General features: G+C 64.0%; 16 protein-coding genes. All 16 read right to left on the bottom strand.

Going from position 1 to position 17,326, the window contains the following annotated elements; all coding sequences use genetic code 11:
• Positions 1–30 precede the first annotated feature (30 nt).
• Entirely contained in the window at positions 31–402 is a 372-nt protein-coding gene (locus E0H22_RS02585) for a hypothetical protein (protein ID WP_233024200.1), read from the bottom strand.
• Entirely contained in the window at positions 399–3,608 is a 3,210-nt protein-coding gene (locus E0H22_RS02580; protein ID WP_233024199.1) for an efflux RND transporter permease subunit, read from the bottom strand. Before E0H22_RS02580 ends, E0H22_RS02585 begins: the two co-directional genes overlap by 4 nt.
• Complete coding sequence (locus E0H22_RS02575; protein ID WP_233024198.1) at positions 3,601–3,966, bottom strand: P-II family nitrogen regulator; 366 nt, start codon at positions 3,964–3,966, stop codon at positions 3,601–3,603. Before E0H22_RS02575 ends, E0H22_RS02580 begins: the two co-directional genes overlap by 8 nt.
• A complete protein-coding gene (gene ihpB / locus E0H22_RS02570; protein ID WP_233024197.1) occupies positions 3,959–4,903 on the bottom strand; it encodes a divalent metal ion exporter adaptor subunit IhpB in 945 nt (314 codons plus the stop codon). The genes E0H22_RS02575 and ihpB overlap by 8 nt, the downstream gene beginning before the upstream one ends.
• A complete protein-coding gene (gene ihpA / locus E0H22_RS02565; protein WP_233024196.1) occupies positions 4,900–6,177 on the bottom strand; it encodes a divalent metal ion exporter subunit IhpA in 1,278 nt (425 codons plus the stop codon). The genes ihpB and ihpA overlap by 4 nt, the downstream gene beginning before the upstream one ends.
• A 55-nt stretch (positions 6,178–6,232) precedes the next feature.
• On the bottom strand, positions 6,233–6,532 hold the full coding sequence (locus tag E0H22_RS02560) for a hypothetical protein (protein WP_233024195.1): 300 nt from the start codon (positions 6,530–6,532) through the stop codon (positions 6,233–6,235).
• 444 nt (positions 6,533–6,976) lie between these two features.
• Entirely contained in the window at positions 6,977–7,237 is a 261-nt protein-coding gene (locus tag E0H22_RS02555) for a hypothetical protein (RefSeq protein ID WP_233024194.1), read from the bottom strand.
• 107 nt (positions 7,238–7,344) lie between these two features.
• On the bottom strand, positions 7,345–7,986 hold the full coding sequence (locus E0H22_RS02550; RefSeq protein ID WP_233024193.1) for an NrsF family protein: 642 nt from the start codon (positions 7,984–7,986) through the stop codon (positions 7,345–7,347).
• Positions 7,983–8,540: a sigma-70 family RNA polymerase sigma factor gene (locus tag E0H22_RS02545; RefSeq protein ID WP_233024192.1), complete on the bottom strand. Its 558-nt coding sequence runs from the start codon at positions 8,538–8,540 to the stop codon at positions 7,983–7,985. Before E0H22_RS02545 ends, E0H22_RS02550 begins: the two co-directional genes overlap by 4 nt.
• 103 nt (positions 8,541–8,643) lie before the next feature.
• A complete protein-coding gene (locus E0H22_RS02540) occupies positions 8,644–11,841 on the bottom strand; it encodes an efflux RND transporter permease subunit (RefSeq protein WP_233024191.1) in 3,198 nt (1,065 codons plus the stop codon).
• Positions 11,838–13,268, bottom strand: a complete 1,431-nt coding sequence (locus E0H22_RS02535; RefSeq protein WP_233024190.1) for an efflux RND transporter periplasmic adaptor subunit — start codon at positions 13,266–13,268, stop codon at positions 11,838–11,840. The genes E0H22_RS02540 and E0H22_RS02535 overlap by 4 nt, the downstream gene beginning before the upstream one ends.
• Positions 13,265–14,509 carry a TolC family protein gene (locus tag E0H22_RS02530; RefSeq protein WP_233024189.1) on the bottom strand — a complete coding sequence of 415 codons (1,245 nt, stop codon included), beginning with the start codon at positions 14,507–14,509 and terminating at the stop codon, positions 13,265–13,267. Before E0H22_RS02530 ends, E0H22_RS02535 begins: the two co-directional genes overlap by 4 nt.
• Entirely contained in the window at positions 14,506–14,910 is a 405-nt protein-coding gene (locus E0H22_RS02525; RefSeq protein ID WP_233024188.1) for a FixH family protein, read from the bottom strand. The genes E0H22_RS02530 and E0H22_RS02525 overlap by 4 nt, the downstream gene beginning before the upstream one ends.
• Positions 14,911–15,010: 100 nt before the next feature.
• On the bottom strand, positions 15,011–15,367 hold the full coding sequence (locus tag E0H22_RS02520; protein WP_233024187.1) for a hypothetical protein: 357 nt from the start codon (positions 15,365–15,367) through the stop codon (positions 15,011–15,013).
• Between the two features lie 101 nt (positions 15,368–15,468).
• Positions 15,469–15,948, bottom strand: a complete 480-nt coding sequence (locus tag E0H22_RS02515; RefSeq protein WP_233024186.1) for a DUF411 domain-containing protein — start codon at positions 15,946–15,948, stop codon at positions 15,469–15,471.
• A gap of 67 nt (positions 15,949–16,015) precedes the next feature.
• On the bottom strand, positions 16,016–17,290 hold the full coding sequence (locus E0H22_RS02510; RefSeq protein WP_233024185.1) for a type II restriction endonuclease: 1,275 nt from the start codon (positions 17,288–17,290) through the stop codon (positions 16,016–16,018).
• Positions 17,291–17,326 lie beyond the last annotated feature (36 nt).

Here is a 17,326-nt window from a genome sequence, read left to right as displayed (position 1 = left end):
GTCAAAGAATTCGCGCCATGGTCTAGGTTCCTATTTTTTGAATTTCGCCTGCCCCGATTTTCCCTCTGCGGTCTTGAGGGTGAGCGTGATCGTCGCGCCCGCTGCTATGGGTGTCTTCGCGTCTCCCTTCAGCGAATTCTCGCCCTGGGGGACAAGCGGAAGAGTCTCGCGACCGCCGCCGCCGACGATGAGCGCCGCCGCAGTGAAGCCTTTCGTCGGGACCGGCTTGGGCGTGTTGGGAACGAACACATTGATCGTGATCGTATTCCCGGCCGTCAAAAGTTCGGCGTCGACGCCAGCGACGTCGAGCATCTGACCCCCGTTGGGTCCTTTTTCGTATTCTTCGGCGGAAGCCGGGGCGGCGAACAGAATGGTGGCAATCAACAACAGCGCGTATTTCATGATTTCGCTCCTTGGGTCGCGGGTGATTTCGCTTCGCTTTTCTCGAGATCCTCTCTTCTAAAAAGGACGTAGAGTACCGGTAGTACCAACAAGGTAAGAATCGTCGACGAGATGATTCCGCCGATCACGACGGTCGCCAAAGGTCTCTGAACCTCCGCGCCGGCGCCCGTTGCAATTGCCATCGGGACGAAGCCCAGCGAGGCGACGAGCGCGGTCATCAACACCGGACGCAGACGGGTAAGCGCACCTTCGCTGACGGCTTCGACGAGCGGGCGTCCCTCTCGGCGCAGTCGTTCTATGAAAGTGATGATGACCAGGCCGTTGAGCACAGCCACGCCGGAGAGCGCGATGAAGCCGATGCCCGCGCTGATCGACAAAGGTATTCCTCGGAGCAGAAGCGCGACAATTCCGCCGGTCAAGGCGAGCGGCACACCGCTGAAGACCAGCAGCGCGTCGGGCATCGAGCCCAAGCTGATGAAAAGCAGCAGAAAGATCAGCAGCAGCGCGATCGGAACGACGATCGTAAGGCGCTGCGTAGCGGACACCAGCTGTTCGAACTGGCCGCCCCACCCGATCCAATAACCTGCCGGCAGCTTCACCTTTTGCTCGACCTGTCTTTGGGCATCGGCGACGAACGATCCGAGATCGCGGCCTCTCACGTTCGCCGTCACGACGATGCGCCGCTTGCCGTCTTCGCGGCTGATCTGGTTGGGCCCGGGTGCCAGATCGATCTTGGCCAGTTCCGACAACGGGACGTAGCGGATTTGTGCGAGGGGCGAATTGCCCCATAGGACGTGCGTCGCCTTTGCCTGGTTCTCAAGCGGCGGCAACGGGATCGGCAACGATCTGATCGCCTCGATGTCCGAGCGCAAATGCTCCGGAAGCCTGACGACGATGCTGAAGCGCCGGTCGCCCTCGAACAACATCCCGGAGTTCTTTCCTCCGACGGCGATCTCGACCAGGTTCTGGACGTCGCCGACATTGATCCCGTAGCGCGACAGCGCCTGGCGGTTCAGCTTGACGGTAAGCACCGGCAAGCCTGCGGCCTGCTCGGTCTTGACGTCGGCCGCCCCTTGCACGTTTTGCAGCACCGCCTGCACACGGGCCGCGGACTGGACCAATACGTCGAGATCGTCTCCGAATATCTTGACGCCGACGTCGCTTCGGACGCCGGATATCAGCTCGTTCATGCGCTGTTGGATCGGCTGCGAAATGCCATAGATGCTTCCCGGGACGTCCGCAGACGCCTGCTGGATGTCGGAAACGACGGTCGCTTTCGACTTGAGGGGATCGGGCCATTCCTTCCTCGGCTTCAGCATCACATAGCAGTCCGACGTCGATGGCGGCATCAGGTCGGTGGCGACTTCCGCCGTGCCGGTGCGGGCGAACACTTCCTTGACCTCGGGCAGTTTGAGCAGTCGCCTCTCCAGCATCGCCTGCATCTCCACCGACTGGGTCAAGCTCGTTCCCGGGATACGCACCACCTCCATGGACACGTCGCCTTCATCCAGGCTTGGAATGAATTCACCCCCCATTCGGGAAGCCGCGATACCGCAGACAACGACCAGCAGAGCCGCGATCAAGGCGACGCCGAACCTGTTGCGGATGGAGGCAGCGAGCAGCGGTGTGTAGATATGACGTGCTCCCCGCATGAAAATATTCTCATGCTCGGAAACCTTGCCGGTGACGAGGAGGGCAACGGCCGCCGGCACGAACGTCAGGGAGAGAATGCTGGCGCCGGTCAACGCCATCAGCACGGTCAGGGCCATCGGCGTGAACATCTTACCCTCGACACCGGTGAGGGTCAGGATCGGGATGTAGACGACCCCGATGATCAGCGTTCCGAACAGACTCGGACCGATGACTTCCCGGGACGCCGTCAGGATCGTCTCAAATCTCTCCTGGCGTTCGAGAACCCGGCCCAACCGATGCTGCTCTACCGCCAAAAGGCGCAAACAGTTCTCGACGATGATGACGGCACCGTCGATGATGATGCCGAAATCGATGGCACCCAGACTCATGAGATTGGCGCTGACCTTGTTTTCCACCATTCCCGTGATCGTGAAGAGCATGGAAAGCGGGATGACGAGCGCCGTCGCTATCGCCGCCCTGAAGTTTCCGAGGATCATGAACAGGATCACGATCACAAGAAGAGCACCTTCGACCAGATTCTTCTCGACGGTCGCAACGGTCGCTTCGACGAGGCGCGTCCGGTCGTAGATGGCCCGGGCGACCACGCCATCCGGCAACGAACGGCTTATCTCCTTGATTTTGGTTGCGACCCGCTGGGCGACTGTCCGGCTGTTCTCGCCGATCAGCAGCATGGCGGTTCCGAGCACGACCTCCTTGCCGTTCAGAGTGGCCGCGCCGGTGCGCAGATCCTTGCCTTCCTTGACGTCGGCGACATCCGAAACCCGAACCGGCACGCCGTTCCTGGATCCGATGACGATTTCCCTGATCTCATCGATGTTTGCGACCTGCCCCGGCGTACGGACGAGATATTGCTCGCCATTGCGCTCGATGTAGCCGGCGCCGACGTTTGCATTGTTCGATGAAAGCGCCGTCATGACGTCGCGGAAACTGAGCTTGTACGCCATCAACTGGGCCGGATCCGGCAACACGTGGAATTGTTTCTCGAAGCCTCCGACGGTGTTCACCTCGATGACTCCGGGCACGTTCCGCAATTGCGGCTTGATGATCCAGTCCTGGATCGTGCGCAGGTCGCTGGGAGTGTAAGGATCGCCGCCCGCTTTACGGGCCTCCGGCTTTGCTTCGACCGTGAACAGATAGATTTCGCCCAGACCCGTGGAGACCGGGCCCATCGCGGTTTCGATACTGGGGGGAAGCTGGTCCTTGACCTGCTGGATCCGCTCGTTGACCAATTGTCTGGCGAAATAGATGTCGGTGCCGTCCTTGAAGATGACGGTCACCTGGCTCAGGCCGTAGCGCGACTGGGAGCGGGTGCTGTCGAGATGGGGCAGCCCTCCCATCGCGGTCTCGACCGGAAACGTGATGCGCTGTTCGACCTCAAGGGGCGAGTAGCCGGGGGCCCGGCTGTTGATCTGGATCTGGACGTTGGTGATGTCGGGAACGGCGTCAATCGGCAGTCGCGTGAAATTCCACGCGCCGAAGGCGCTCATGACCAGGACGCCGATCATCACCAGCCATCGTTGGCGGATGGCGAAGGAAAGAATTGCATCAAGCATCGCGCTTCTCCGTACGTCGCCCGATTTCCCTGATGCGACCAAATGCACGGACAGGCGTCGTAAACACGACGCCGTCGCCCTTACGGCCGGTCCAGGCGGCAGCAGCGATGCGATCGCAAATCTCATCGGCCAATTCGGACCGGCATACTAGCCGCAGCTCGAGGAACCGGTGCCAGGTCAGATCCGAATCGGCCGAGACGTAGGCGCCTCCTTGTCCACGACCCCTTCCTTGTCCCCGCACTTCATCAAATGTGAAGCCCGGGAAATCCGGCAGGTCGTGCAGCACGCGCACCACGTGGCCTTCCATGTGCGGCCTGATCAGAGCGGTGACCATCGTCATTGCAGCGTCATCAGTCATTGTCTCCCGATCCTTTCCCCAGTTCCGCCTTGACGATGAAACTATTCCGCGCCGCATAGACGTCACCTTCCAGGACGCCAAAGGTGATCTCGACGAGGTCCGGATCCCGCGCGCCTATCTCGACGTCCCGAGCATCGAATTTCTCGCCGTTGCGGACGAAGACGACGGTGCGGTTTTCCCAGATCTGCAGCGCCGACGATTTCACCGCCACGGTTACTTTCTTTTCGGACAAGGTCAGCCTCGCCGTGATGAACAACCCGGGGCGCAGCCGCTGCTCGGAATTCGTGACCACTGCACGCGCAATCGCGCTCTGCGTGTCGCTGCTGCCGACCGGCGACAGATACGAAACCTTGGCCTCGATCGGAGATCCTCCATCGGCGGGGTCGATGAAGACCTGATCGCCGATGCTGACCCGCTTCAGATCGCGTCGATAGACGGAGAAGTCGATCCACACCGTCGACAAGTCGGCGATGACGAACGCCGGTTTCTGCTCGGATACATATTCTCCTAAGGTGGTCTGACGATCGATCACCGTCCCCGCGAGCACGGCTTTCAATTCGTATTGCGTCAGGCTTTGGTTGCTTTCGATGAGCGCAAGGACATCGTTCTTTTGAACGCGATCGCCGATCCGCTTCCGCACGTCTCGCACGATGCCGGGAAAGCGGGGCGTGACCTGGACCAGCGATTCCTGATTCGGCTGCACGATACCGTTCAGCAACAGACTGTCTCGCAGCACACCCGCCGAAGCTGTTGCAAGCTCGATTCCTGCGGTCTCGATCTTGGCGTCGCTCAACGTCACGCTGTCGGCGTGCTCCTCCTTCTCGGCCTTTTCCGACGGAGCCGGTTTCGTGGCCGCCGGGGCAAGCATCCGGTAGCCGCCATAGGCAAGACCCAGAGCGACCACGATGAATACCGAATAGCGAACGAATGCTTTCATTGCCTTGAACTCTCGCGGGTGAGCGAAAACGGGTTACCGACGAGACCTTCGATCGTCGCCACGGCGATGTGGAAATTCTGCAGCGCTTCCTGCTCGCGAAGCAGCGCCTGCAACAACGACCCCCGGACGTCGAGCAGTTCGAGAAGGGTGAAACGGCCTTGCGAGTAGCCGCTGAGGATGGTCTCCGCCGCGCTGCGGGCGTTGAGAATGACCGACGACCGCAGCAGCTTGAGTTCGGCCAAAGCGCCGGTCAGGGCGTCGTAGGCCCGGCCGGCGATGCTGAGCAGGACGAGCTTGTTGATGGCCCGCTCGGCATCCGTCTTCGCCAGCGTCTCCTGTGCTGCGATGATGTTGCCGGTGTTCTGGTCGAAGACCGGAATCGGAATCGAGACGCCGAGACGCACCGCGTTGTCGTTGGTCTCCTGGAAATGCCGCCAACCCGCCGAAATCCGGGGGTCGGGAATGGCCTTCAGCCGCGCGATAAGCAGTTCGGCGTTGCGCTGCGCCGTGACGGCGGTCCAGCGCGCCAATTGCGGATTGGCGTCGATCGCCTGGAGTACCGCCTTGAACGGCGGGGGCTGGCCGGTGGTGGCCAATCGACCCACGGCTTCGCCGAACCTCGGACTGGCGTCGCCCATCAGGATCGCAAGATCGCGGCGCGCGGTCGCCAACAATGTCTTGCTGCGTTCCCGTTCGACGCGGAAAAGGTCGGCGGCCACCTGCGCGCGCAGGGTCTCGGCCGGCGAGGACGCCCCCTCCTGGACGCGTTTTTGCAACAACGGAATCAGGGGATCGAAACTTGCGATCTGCTCGTCGAATATCTCGATGCGCCGCTGCGCGCTGATGATGGTAATGAACGCGATCGCGGTCTCTGAGAGGACTTCCAACCGCGTCGCCCGCCGCTGCCAGACGGCCGTGCCGATGCCGGCCTCGCCGGCCGCGACGCGCGCTTCCCGCTTGCCGCCCAGTTCGACGAGTTGACTAAGCTGCAGATTGGTCTCGGCCGAACGGACACCCTTGTAGGGTCCCGACCCGAACGCATTATCGAGTTCGAACGAGGCCTCCGGATTGGGAAGCGCTCCGGCCTGAATGCGGAGCCCACCCGCGACGCCGACATCGCGTTCCGCAGCCGTCAGGCGCGGGTTGGCGGCCAGGGCTCGCTGGAGTGCCTGAGGCAGGGAAATCGCGCGAGACGCTCCGTCTGCTGCGAAGGACGGAGCCGAATAGGGAAGCAACGCGCAAAAGACGAGCGCGACGACAGGCAGGCGTGACATAGGTGTGACCTGAAAATGAGACGGTTGCGCGAAGTCATTCGCGCGCGCTGATAGCTCAGGTCAGAAATTTGGGGGGCGGCGGGTCCGGTAGGCGCGCCTCTAGGACGAGAACCGTCTCGTTCGGAAACGAAATCTGCGCCGACATGCTCAACGGCTCGTACACCGCAACCGCCGCAGGCACGGTGAGAGGGACGCAGGAGTAGCAATGATCGACCACCGTCGGGGTCTTCTTGGAACCCTCGTCGGTTTTTTCCGCCGTGCTGATGCCGACAGGAACGGACGTGGAAAGGTCTTCCGCACACGCAATCTCGCCGGCAAACCCGACCACCAGATACGCCGCCGCTAGAATCGCCAAAAGCAGCCGCCTAACGGGCGTTGCTCGCGATCTTGGCAGCTTTGGGCCGGCTTTTCGGTTCATGCTCGCTGGATAGCAAATTTCTATCGCCAACACCATCACGAAATCGGATGCGGATTGCCGCCGATCAGCGATCGCGGGCGAACTCCGACTTCGCTGCGGCAGATTGCCCTCGCCAATCGTCCGGCACAAGCCTCTTCATGATCGAGTCGGTCAGGGTGATGACGTCGGTCGCCATCATGAACGAACGCATAAAGTGCCGACGACGACGCTTCGGGAGTCGGGGTGCAGCGGAAGAGCGATGAGGAGCCCCTCGCGACTTGCCCCGACCATCTCAAAAATGTCGCCGTGCCGGTCGATCGGACGAGAGCGGCGGTGGGGCGGGCGGACGCGCCTCGCTACCGCCCGCCCGTTTCTGTATCCGCAACAAGCACAGTCTCGGACCTAGCGCCCCTTCGGGCCGCCGTGGTAGCGCCACGAAGTGGGCGCGCGGTCCGCCGCGTCAGACGGGCCGGCGAGACTTGCGCCGTCATAGGCAAGCGCAGAATTCGGATCGGGGCGAGTCGCGACCCTGGACTGAGCGCTTCGTCGCGCCTCGTTCGGCCAGTAGCTCTTATCGGTGATCGTCGAGCCCGCATTCGCCGCGGCCGAAAACACGACGGCCGACGTCAGGATAGCAGAAAGAAAAATCGCATTGCGCAACATGGTCCAACTCCATCTGGTTACGAAAGCGGCTTCATCGCACTTTCAACGATGAGTACGGAGCCGAGCGAGTGCCGGTTACAGGCTCACACCGACGTGATGACGATCGTTCACCACCTCAGCAGACGCGGGCCCAGAGCGGCTCCGGCGAGCGCGCACAACAGGATCGTTCCTCCGTACCAGACAGTCACGAAGGGTAGCAAGTCGTCCATGCAGTGCAGCGCGTAGGCCATCGCGCTCACGCCGCCGGCGAACAGTCCTGCCACGGCCCCGGCGAGCCTGAGATTCGTCGGCGCCCCCTTTCGCACGGCCCAGATCGTGGCGGCGAAAGGAACGATCGCGATGAGCGGTATCGACAGCAGACATTCCAACCACTGATCTCCGACGATCATCGCCTCCCAATGGGCGGGCGGCGCGAAGGAAAGGTTGACCAGGCCGAGGGCCGCGATGACGGCGAACGGCAGGACGATGAGGATCGGCCTCGTCCTGCGCTCGCCACCCGGACGCGCGAGCTTCGTTAGTAAGAAGGATGCGAGCACGACGACCGCTATCGTGAACGAGAGCTTCAGGACGAGAAAACCGGCGGCGCGCGAATCGGCGAGATCCGGACGGAAGCCGAGAACGAAGGCCACGCCGATCAGCGCGGCCACGGCCCCGATCACGACCGCTGCGCCGATCGTCCATGAGTGCGGCGTCCGATCGACGCCGACGTCGCCCGTGCTCAGCAAGTCCAGAAGCTCTTCCGTCTTCATGCGCGCGACTCCTTCGCAATCGAAGCGGCCAATCTCTTCAGGCCGCGGTGGATGTTGATCTTCACGGAAGACTCGGAAACGCCGCATCGCGCGGCGGCCTCCGCGACGCTCCTGCCGTCGAGCTTCACCGCGACGATGGAACATCGCATTTTCTCCGGCAGCAGTTCCATCAGACGCGCCAAGTCGAGGCTGCTTTCGGCGCCCGACCGGTCGTCTCCCGCGGTCACATCCTCCGCCGCGTCGATGGGCAGGTCGGTCGTGGACCTCCGCGTCCGGCGCAGGAAGTCGATCAGCTTGAACCGCGCGATCGCATGCACCCACGGTGTCAACGGCTCGGTCGGATCATAGGTGTGCCGCTTGAGGTGGATCGCCAGCACCGCCTCCTGGACGAGATCCTCCGCGTCGCCGACCGACCGTCCGGCCCGGGCGAGCTTGCTTCTGTAATACGCGCGCAGATGCCCGCTCAGGCGGCTAAGCAGCGCGCGATGCGCGACCGCGTTGCCGTCCAGGCTCGCAAGCATGAGCTTTCTAAGCTCGGTCTCAGGGGAGATCATGACGGGTCCATTCCCATGAGTTCGCAAAACCGAGAATACCGGTTACAGGCGACCGAGAAAAAAGCCGGAATCCGACGAAGATGTACGGTGAGCCCGCAGGGCCTCATTCGGCCGCCTGTGGTCGGTCGGACCGATCCATCAGCCCGGCGGCACCGTCGGCCTTTGCTTCAGGCACCTCGGCCTCCGGGCCTCGGGGCAGCCCGAAGCCCTTGATGAGGGCGTAGACGGCCGGAATCACGATGAGCGTCAGGATGGTCGACGAGATCATGCCGCCGATCATCGGCACCGCGATGCGCTGCATGACTTCCGATCCCGTCCCTGTACTCCACAGGATCGGGATCAGGCCGGCCATGATGGCCACGACGGTCATCATCTTCGGGCGGACCCGCTCGACAGCGCCCAGCATGATCGCCGCGTTCAGGTCGGAACGCGTGAACGGCTTGCCTTCGACGGCCCGCGCCGCCTGGATCTCCTTCATCGCGTGATCGAGATAGATCAGCATGATGACGCCGGTCTCGGCCGCGACGCCGGCCAGCGCGATGAAGCCGACGGCGACGGCGACGGAGAAGTTGAAGCCGAGCCACCACATCAGCCACAGCCCGCCGACGAGCGCGAACGGAAGCGACAGCATCACGATCAACGTCTCGGTCAAGCGTCGGAAGTTCAGGTAGAGCAGCAGGAAGATGATCAGCAGCGTGACGGGCACGACGATCTTGAGCCGTGCCGTCGCGCGCTCCAGATATTCGAACTGGCCGCTCCAGACCACGTAGTTTCCAGGCGGAAACTGGACGCTGGCGGCCACGGCCGCCTTGGCGTCGGCGACGTAGCCGCCGAGATCGCGGTCCCGGATGTCGACGAAGATGTAGACCGCGAGCTGCCCGTTCTCGGTCCGGATCGACGTCGGGCCCCGCGTCAGCTTGATGGCCGCGACCTCGCCCAAGGGCACGGTGCCGCCGCCCGGAAGCCCGACCAGGACGTCCCGGGCGATCGACTGCGGATCGCTGCGCAGGTCGCGCGGATACCGCAGATTGACGCCGTAGCGCTCGCGACCTTCCACGGTCGTCGTGATCGTTTCGCCACCCAGGGCGGACGATACCGTATCCTGCACATCGCTGATCATCAGGCCGTACCGCGCAAGCGCCTGCCGGTCCGGAACGACGTCGAGATAGTACCCGCCGATGACGCGCTCGGCATACGCGCTCGACGTTCCGGGGACCGCCTTCACGACCGTTTCGATCTGCCGCGCGAGCTTCTCCATCTCGACCAGATCGGTGCCCAGCACCTTGATACCTATCGGGGTGCGTATGCCGGTCGCAAGCATGTCGGTGCGGGCCTTGATGGGCATGGTCCAGGCATTGGACACGCCGGGAAACTGCAGCGCCTTGTCCAGATCGGCGATCAGGCCGTCGACCGTCATTCCCGGCCGCCACTGCTCCTTCGGCTTGAGATTGACGATCGTCTCGAACATCTCGGTCGGCGCGGGATCGGTGGCGGTCTCGGCGCGGCCGGCCTTGCCGTAGACCGAAGCCACCTCGGGGAACGTCTTGATAATCCTGTTCTGGGTCTGCAGAATCTCCGCCGCCTTGGTCACCGACAGGCCCGGCAACGTGGTCGGCATGTACATCAACGTGCCTTCGTTCAGGCTCGGCATGAACTCCGTCCCGAGCTGACGCGCGGGCCACACGCTGACCGCCAGGGCAACGACCGCGAGGACGATCGTCAGGATCTTGGCCTTCAGCACGCCGCGGATCAGTGGCCGGTAGCTCCAGATCAGGAAGCGGTTGATAGGATTCCTGTTCTCAGGAACGATCCTGCCGCGCACGAACAGCACCATCAGCGCCGGCACCAGGGTGATGGACAGGAGGGCGGCAGCCGCCATCGAGAACGTCTTCGTGAACGCCAGCGGGCTGAACAGCCGGCCTTCCTGCGACTCCATGGTGAAGATAGGCAGGAACGACACCGTGATGATCAGCAGGCTGAAGAACAGCGCCGGGCCGACCTCGCTCGCGGCTTCGATCAGCACCTCCAACCGGGGCTTGTCGGACGGGGCCCGTTCCAGGTGTTTATGGGCGTTCTCGATCATGACGATGGCGCCGTCGATCATGGCGCCGATCGCGATCGCGATGCCGCCCAGGCTCATGATGTTGGATCCGATGCCGAGGAGCTTCATGGCGCCGAACGCCATCAGGATCCCGACCGGCAGCATGACGATGGCGACGAGCGCGCTGCGCACGTGCAGCAGGAACACGATGCAGACGATAGCGACCACGACGCTCTCTTCGGTCAGCGTCCGCTTCAGGGTCCCGATCGCGTTGTGGATCAGATCGGAGCGGTCGTAGACCGGTATGATCTCGACGCCCTTCGGCAGTGCCGACGCCATCTCGGCCAACCGCGACTTCACATTGTCGATGACGTCGAGCGCGTTTTGGCCGAAGCGCTGCAGCGCGATGCCGCTGGCGACCTCGCCCTCACCGTTGAGCTCGGTTATGCCGCGACGCTCGTCGGGCCCGATCTCGATCCGCGCGACGTCCTTCAGCAGCACCGGGGTCCCTTTGTCGACCTTGAGCACGATGTTCGATAGGTCGGACAGGCTTTTGACGTAGCCTCTGCCCCGCACGATGAACTCGAATTCCGACAGTTCGACGGTGCGGCCTCCCACGTCCATGTTGCTGCCGCGGACCGCGTCCCGCACCTTGGCGAGCGGGATGTCGAGCGACCTCAGCCGGTTCGGATCGACCACGATGTTGTACTGCTTGACGAAGCCGCCGACGCTTGCGACTTCGGCGACGCCCTCGGCCTTGGAGACGCCGTAACGGATGGTCCAGTCCTGGATGGACCGTAGGTCCGCCAGAGACCTGTCCTTCGACTGTAGTGCGTATTGATAGACCCAACCGACGCCGGTGGCGTCGGGCCCCAATGTCGGCGTGACGCCGGCCGGAAGCCTGCGCGCCGCGGCGTTGAGATATTCGAGCACGCGCGAGCGTGCCCAGTAGATATCGGTACCGTCCTCGAAGATGATGTAGACGAACGACACGCCGAAGAAGGAGAAGCCGCGGACGACCTTCGATTTCGGCACCGTCAGCATGGCCGTCGTCAGGGGATAGGTCACCTGGTCCTCGATGACCTGGGGCGCCTGCCCCTTGTACTCGGTATAGACGATCACCTGGGTGTCGGAGAGGTCCGGTATCGCGTCCAAGGCCGAGTGCTTCAAGGCGTATAGACCGCCCGCGACGACGAAGACCGTTCCGATCAGGATCAGCATCAGGTTGCGGGCCGACCAGTCGATGAGACGCGCGATCATTGCGTTTTCTCTCCCGTATCGAGGCCTGAGAGTGCGGCCTTCAGGTTGCTTTCGGCGTCGATCAGGAAGTTCGCGGAAACGACGACCTTGTCGTGTTCGGCAAGCCCCTCCTTAATCTCCACCCGGCCTTCTCCGCGGCGTCCGAGCCTGACTGCGCGCGGTTCGAACCGGCCTTCCCCCTTGTCCAGCAGCACCAATTGGCGCTCGCCGCTGTCGATGACGGCGCTGCTCGACACGGTCACGACGGGCGCTTCCGTCCCAGTGGCGATCTCCACGTCGGCGTACATGTCCGGCCGCAGCACCTCGTCCGGATTGGGAAGTTCGATCCTGACCCGCGCGGTGCGCGTCTCGGGTCTCAGGTTCGGATAGATCACCGTCACCTTTCCGGCGAAGCGCCGGTCGGGATAGGCCCGGGGCCGCACGACGGCCTTCTGACCAACCTCCAGCAGTGCCAGATCCCGCTCCGAGACGTCGACCATCACCCACACCACACCGCGGTCGACGATCCGGAACAGGATGTCGCCGGGTGCGGCCCGCATGCCGTTGACGGCGGTCCGGTCCACGATCTCGCCGTCCTGAGGCGCGGGCCAGTCCAGATAGACCGGCACCTCCCGGGTGCGTTCGATGTCCGCTATGAAGCCGTCCGGAGCACCGAGATTCTCGAGACGGCGGCGCGCGCCCTTCAGTGCCTGGCCGCCGATGCCGACGTCGCTCCGGGCGTTCAGCGCCGACAGATATTCGGCGGCGGCGCTCGACAGGTTCGGCCCGTAGATCCGCATCAGGGGCTGCCCCTTGCGGACATGCGAGCCGGTGGTGACGTCCGCGACGGTGTCGATGAATCCTTCGAAGCGGAGCGACACGACCGACACGCGCCGCTCGTCCTGCTGCAGCGTCCCCGGCGCCCTGACCATCGTGTTGAGCGTGCGGAGCTCCGCCGTTTCCGTCCGCACGCCCGCCTTCTGAAGCTTGCCCGCGCTGACCTTCACCGAGGCGTCGTCGTCCTGCTCGCCGTCGTAGACCGGCAGGTAGTCCATCCCCATCGAGTCCTTCTTCGGGACCGGCGAGGTATCCGGAAGCCCCATAGGATTGCGGTAGAACTTGATGCGTCTGGGCTCGGCACCCTTCTCGGCCACGGGCTGCGGCGCCTCCTCGAAGCTCAGGTCCTCGCTGCTGCGTACGGGTAAGTATTCCTTGCCCGAAGCGGTCTTCGCCGGCGCCGGCGAGTATTTCGGTTTCCCGTCCGGGTCGCGGTAGTACACGACCGGTCCGGTCGGCGATGGGCGAGCGGGGCTCATGTCGGCGGCCGCAGGCAGCACGGCCGACAGCCAGGCCGGCAGCGGATGGTTCAACCTACCGAACGCCAAGCCGGCGCCGCCGGCGGTCGTCGCCACGGCAGCGATCAGGATCAAGGTCGACGAACGCTTCATAGCGAACCTCCCGCGAGCCGCTCGAGCTCGGCATACTTCGATTGCAATTCGACCTTGAGCTTGAGCAGGTCGAGCTGGACGGCCCGGAAACGGCGCTCCGAGTCGAAGAGCAGCGAGAGATCCGAGGAGCCGGCCTGGAAGCCGTTGCGGGCGTTCTCCACCGAGGAGCGCGCGGGCGGCAGTTGGCGGGACGCGTAGATCTGGACGACCTTGCGCAAAGCATCGACGCCGAACCAGGCGTCCGCGATCTGTCCGTCGATCCGCAGCCGAAGCGCCTCGTTTCGAGCCTGAGCGGCAGAGAGGCGTGCGCCGGCCGCGCGCTGTTCGGCGTCCTTCACGTCGTAGTGCAGCGGTAGCTTGACCCCCAGCGTGAACTCGCCAGTCGACTCCGCTGCCGGTCGTTGCACGTACTTCGCACCGACGTTGACGTCGGGATAGTAGTTCAGATCGGTCAGCGATTTGGCTTGGGCCGCCGCACTGCTCTGGGCCCCTGCGAGCGCCAACATCGGGTTCGCCGACCGCCCGAGCGTCTGAACCTGGGCAAGGCCGACCACCTTGAGCATCCGGAAGCCCGTCGGTGCCGCCAGAGGCGCCAGGGACGGTCGGCCGATCAACGCGTTCAGCCGCGCCGCGGCGGATTTCAGTTCGCCCTGCCGCCGGACGAGATCACCCTCGGCGGAGGCGGCCTCGATCTCGGCCTTGATGACGTCCTGCCGGTCAACCGATGTCGTGCCGTAGCGGGAGCGCAGCAGGCCGAGGATCTCGTCGTAGCGTCGCCTGATGTCGGTCGCGATGCCGATGGCTTCATAGGCGGCGTTGTATTCGCCGTGCGCGGCCACGACCTGCGCGACCAATTCGATCACGGTCGCGCGCCCCTGGAATTTCGCGGCATCCGCGTCCGAACGCGCGATGTCGCGTTCCAGGCCGTATTTTCCCCAAAGCTTGATCTCCTGATCGAAACCGACGCGGCGCTGACCGACGCCCTGCCGGTTGACGTCCCATGCTTCGAGGATGAGCGTCGGATCGGCTACGACGCCCATCGTTCCGATCCTGTGCACCGCCGCGTCGAAATCGAGCGACGCGGCGGCAACCGTCGGATTGAGACGCCGGGCGAAAGCGACGACGCTTTCCACCGTGGCACCGAGCTCGTTCCGCTCGGCAGCGGCGGCGGGATACGACCACAGCAATGCTGTGGTCGCTCCTACAATCGCAAAACGCGCGATGGAGGCCGCCGCTGTCACGGCGTCGCCTTCAGGACGAGCTTGTTCTCGACCGTTCCCGTCTCGCCCTGGACCTTGGCGCCAAGCGACAACTGCCAGCCGCCTTCCATCGTCACGGCGGCCTTGAACTTGTAGACTCCCGGCTCTGTGCTAGGCATCGCATCTATGGTGGTCTTCATCGACTCCATGCCGTCCGGAGCCATGTCCAGCCGCTTGGCGAAGATGACGGCGTCCGGGACCGGTTTGCCGTCCGGCTTGTGGACGAGGCGGACGGCGATGACCGCTTCGCCCTTCTTGACGGTCTTGTCGACGAGTTGGAATTCGTAGTCCTTGACGTCGGCGCGTGCTGTCGTGGCTCCGACGGCCAAGCCAAGGCAGACCGCCGCGGCCCGGAGGGCGCGCGTGGATTTGCAGCTCTTCATGATGAGATCCTCGATGTCCTGATGTACCGCGGATAGCGGCATGCATGTTCAACCGCACGGCCTTGGGCCGGAACGGCAGCAGACGGCGTTTTGACGCCGATCAGGTCGAGGTTCGAGGAGGATGGTCCGGAGGGTCGCCGACGAGGCCGTCGGCCGCAAGGTCGTCGAACGCGAACGAGAGACGGCCGACCTGGAAGGATATCCGGATGCCGTTCGCCGCCGACAGATCCGCCTGTGCGACCGTCAGCATGCACAAGGCGAGCAACGGACAATCCTTGCAGCCGTCGCTCTTCTGCTCGTCGGGACAACACGGCATGTCTGCCGACATCGCGGACATGTCGACCGTCACGGCGGAGGCCGCGCCTTTTGCGGTCGCCGGCGTCACCATCGGCGCGAACGCGAGCCCTGCGATCACGAAGACCGCGAGCAGACGACCGATGGTACGTCGAATATCCATGGCAGGACCATCACATGGGCGGCGGCTACAGGGAAGGGCCGTCGGTTCACGTCTTCGCCAGCGGCGCCAACGAAACGGCCGATCTGGTTAACCGCGTCGGCTCAGGTCGCGATTTCCGTGCCCAGAAACCGCATGAACGGCTTCTGGCCGTCGGCTCCGAAGGTCAGGACATCGTACGCCCTCGGCGTTCCACCTTCCATACCGGGCGATCCGGCGGGCATGCCCGGGACCGCAAGTCCCAGGACGGCCGGGCGCTGTGCGAGGAGCCGTCGGATCGCCTGCGCGGGCACGTGGCCCTCGACGACGAAGCCGGACACTTCCGCGGTGTGGCAGGAGGCCAACGATGGCGGCACACGAAGCCGCGTCCGGACCGCCCTCAGATCGGCCGTCTCATCGACAGTCACCGCAAACCCCGCGGCCTGCATGTGCTTCACCCAGCCGCCGCAGCAGCCGCAGTCCGGATCCTTGTGGACAAGGACGGCCGGCGCCTCTGCGCGGGCCAGCCCCGGCGACACCGCGATGCCGGCGGCAAGCAGGGCCAGCGCGCGCCGGCGCGTGACGGATTCGAATATCTCATGCATCGCACACTCCTCTGGTTTCGTGACTGTGGGTATCGCGCAGGGCACTAACCGACCCGCCGCGTCTGAATCATGGCAAGCACTTCGAGATCGACCTGATCGCTTTCAGCCCCTCGCCGAAACGGATGATCGAGTCCCGATGTCGTTCGAGTTCGCCGTAGGCGAGATAGCGGACGTCCAAGCCTACGACCGCGGCGAAGGCGGGCCTCGCCATCTGCGCGCGGACCTCGCTCTCGCGGGCATCCGGCGCCACCAGGAAGATGCCCTTCAAGAGATTGCCGCACGGGCCGAGCGCGAGGTCGAGCATCCTCACGATTCCGGAATAGATGGAGGTCGAGTGCTCCACCTCGAAGGCCGCATGGATGGCGCCGTCCCGCTTGTCCAGCCAGAGCACGTCAATCAGCCGTACGGCGTCGATGCCGGCGGACCCGTCGAATGGCCGCAAGTCGCCGGCGCATCCGTCGGACAGCCGCCCTCCGCCATACGGGCGGTTACGGTCGTTGGCGGCGATCCAGACGTCGTATCCGAGCCCGAGGCCGATATCGCGCAACAGGCCCTGCATATCGGTGTGGGACCGGTCACTCTCCGGTTCGCGTGTCGGCAGAAGTTCGACGGCCCTCTCGCGTACAGCGGCCAGATCGCGCTCCCAGACCGCGACCGCGTCGGCCTCGTCTAGCGGCGGTGCGGGATATCGGCCCGTTCCGACGTCGAACAGGAATCCGGCGATGGCCCCGAGATCGTTCGAGAGCAGGTCCCGGTGGCGCTCATTGAGCCGCAGCGTTCCGGCACGCATCGCAAGATAGTCCGGCCAGCTCCCGAGCTTCGTCCGAGACCCGGTGACCGCGTTGTACCCCCTGACGATAGCCGTATTGAAGGGCACGGCGATCGTGGGATGCAGGAAGTAAAGCAGGTTCGCCGCCGCGGGACCCAGTCCCTTGATGCGGCGGGCGTCGAGGGTCGTCACGGCGTGCAGCACCTGCTCCTCCGTCGAACAGCAGCAGCAGGCGTCGAGGAAACGGCCGAAGGCGCGCTGGTTGTCGGGGTCTTCGTATATGTCGGGAATCCGCAGCTTCGGCTTCCACAAGAACGCGTGATCCGCGCCCTTGAATATCTGCCGCTGCTCGGCGACGGACCTCACGGCGACCTCGAGCGAGGAACCCTTGTAGACGTTCCCGAACGACCCGCACTCGATCTGCCTTACGACCTGCTCGATGCCGCGGCGGATGGAGCGGAAGTTCTTCAAGCGCTCCTCCCACAGGAACCACGTCCGATAGGTCGCGCCGGGATCCGCCCGCCACGCCTCTATCGAAGTCCTCAGTCGTTCCTCGCTCCCCTGCGATACCATACGTCTCTCGTCCTTCCGCCGTCAGGTGCCGACCAT

Origin of the sequence: Rhodopseudomonas boonkerdii (genome assembly GCF_021184025.1) — a bacterium.
Classification (GTDB): domain Bacteria; phylum Pseudomonadota; class Alphaproteobacteria; order Rhizobiales; family Xanthobacteraceae; genus Tardiphaga; species Tardiphaga boonkerdii.
Note: the sequence above shows the minus strand (reverse complement) of the source record. Positions and strands in the feature narration are given on the sequence as shown.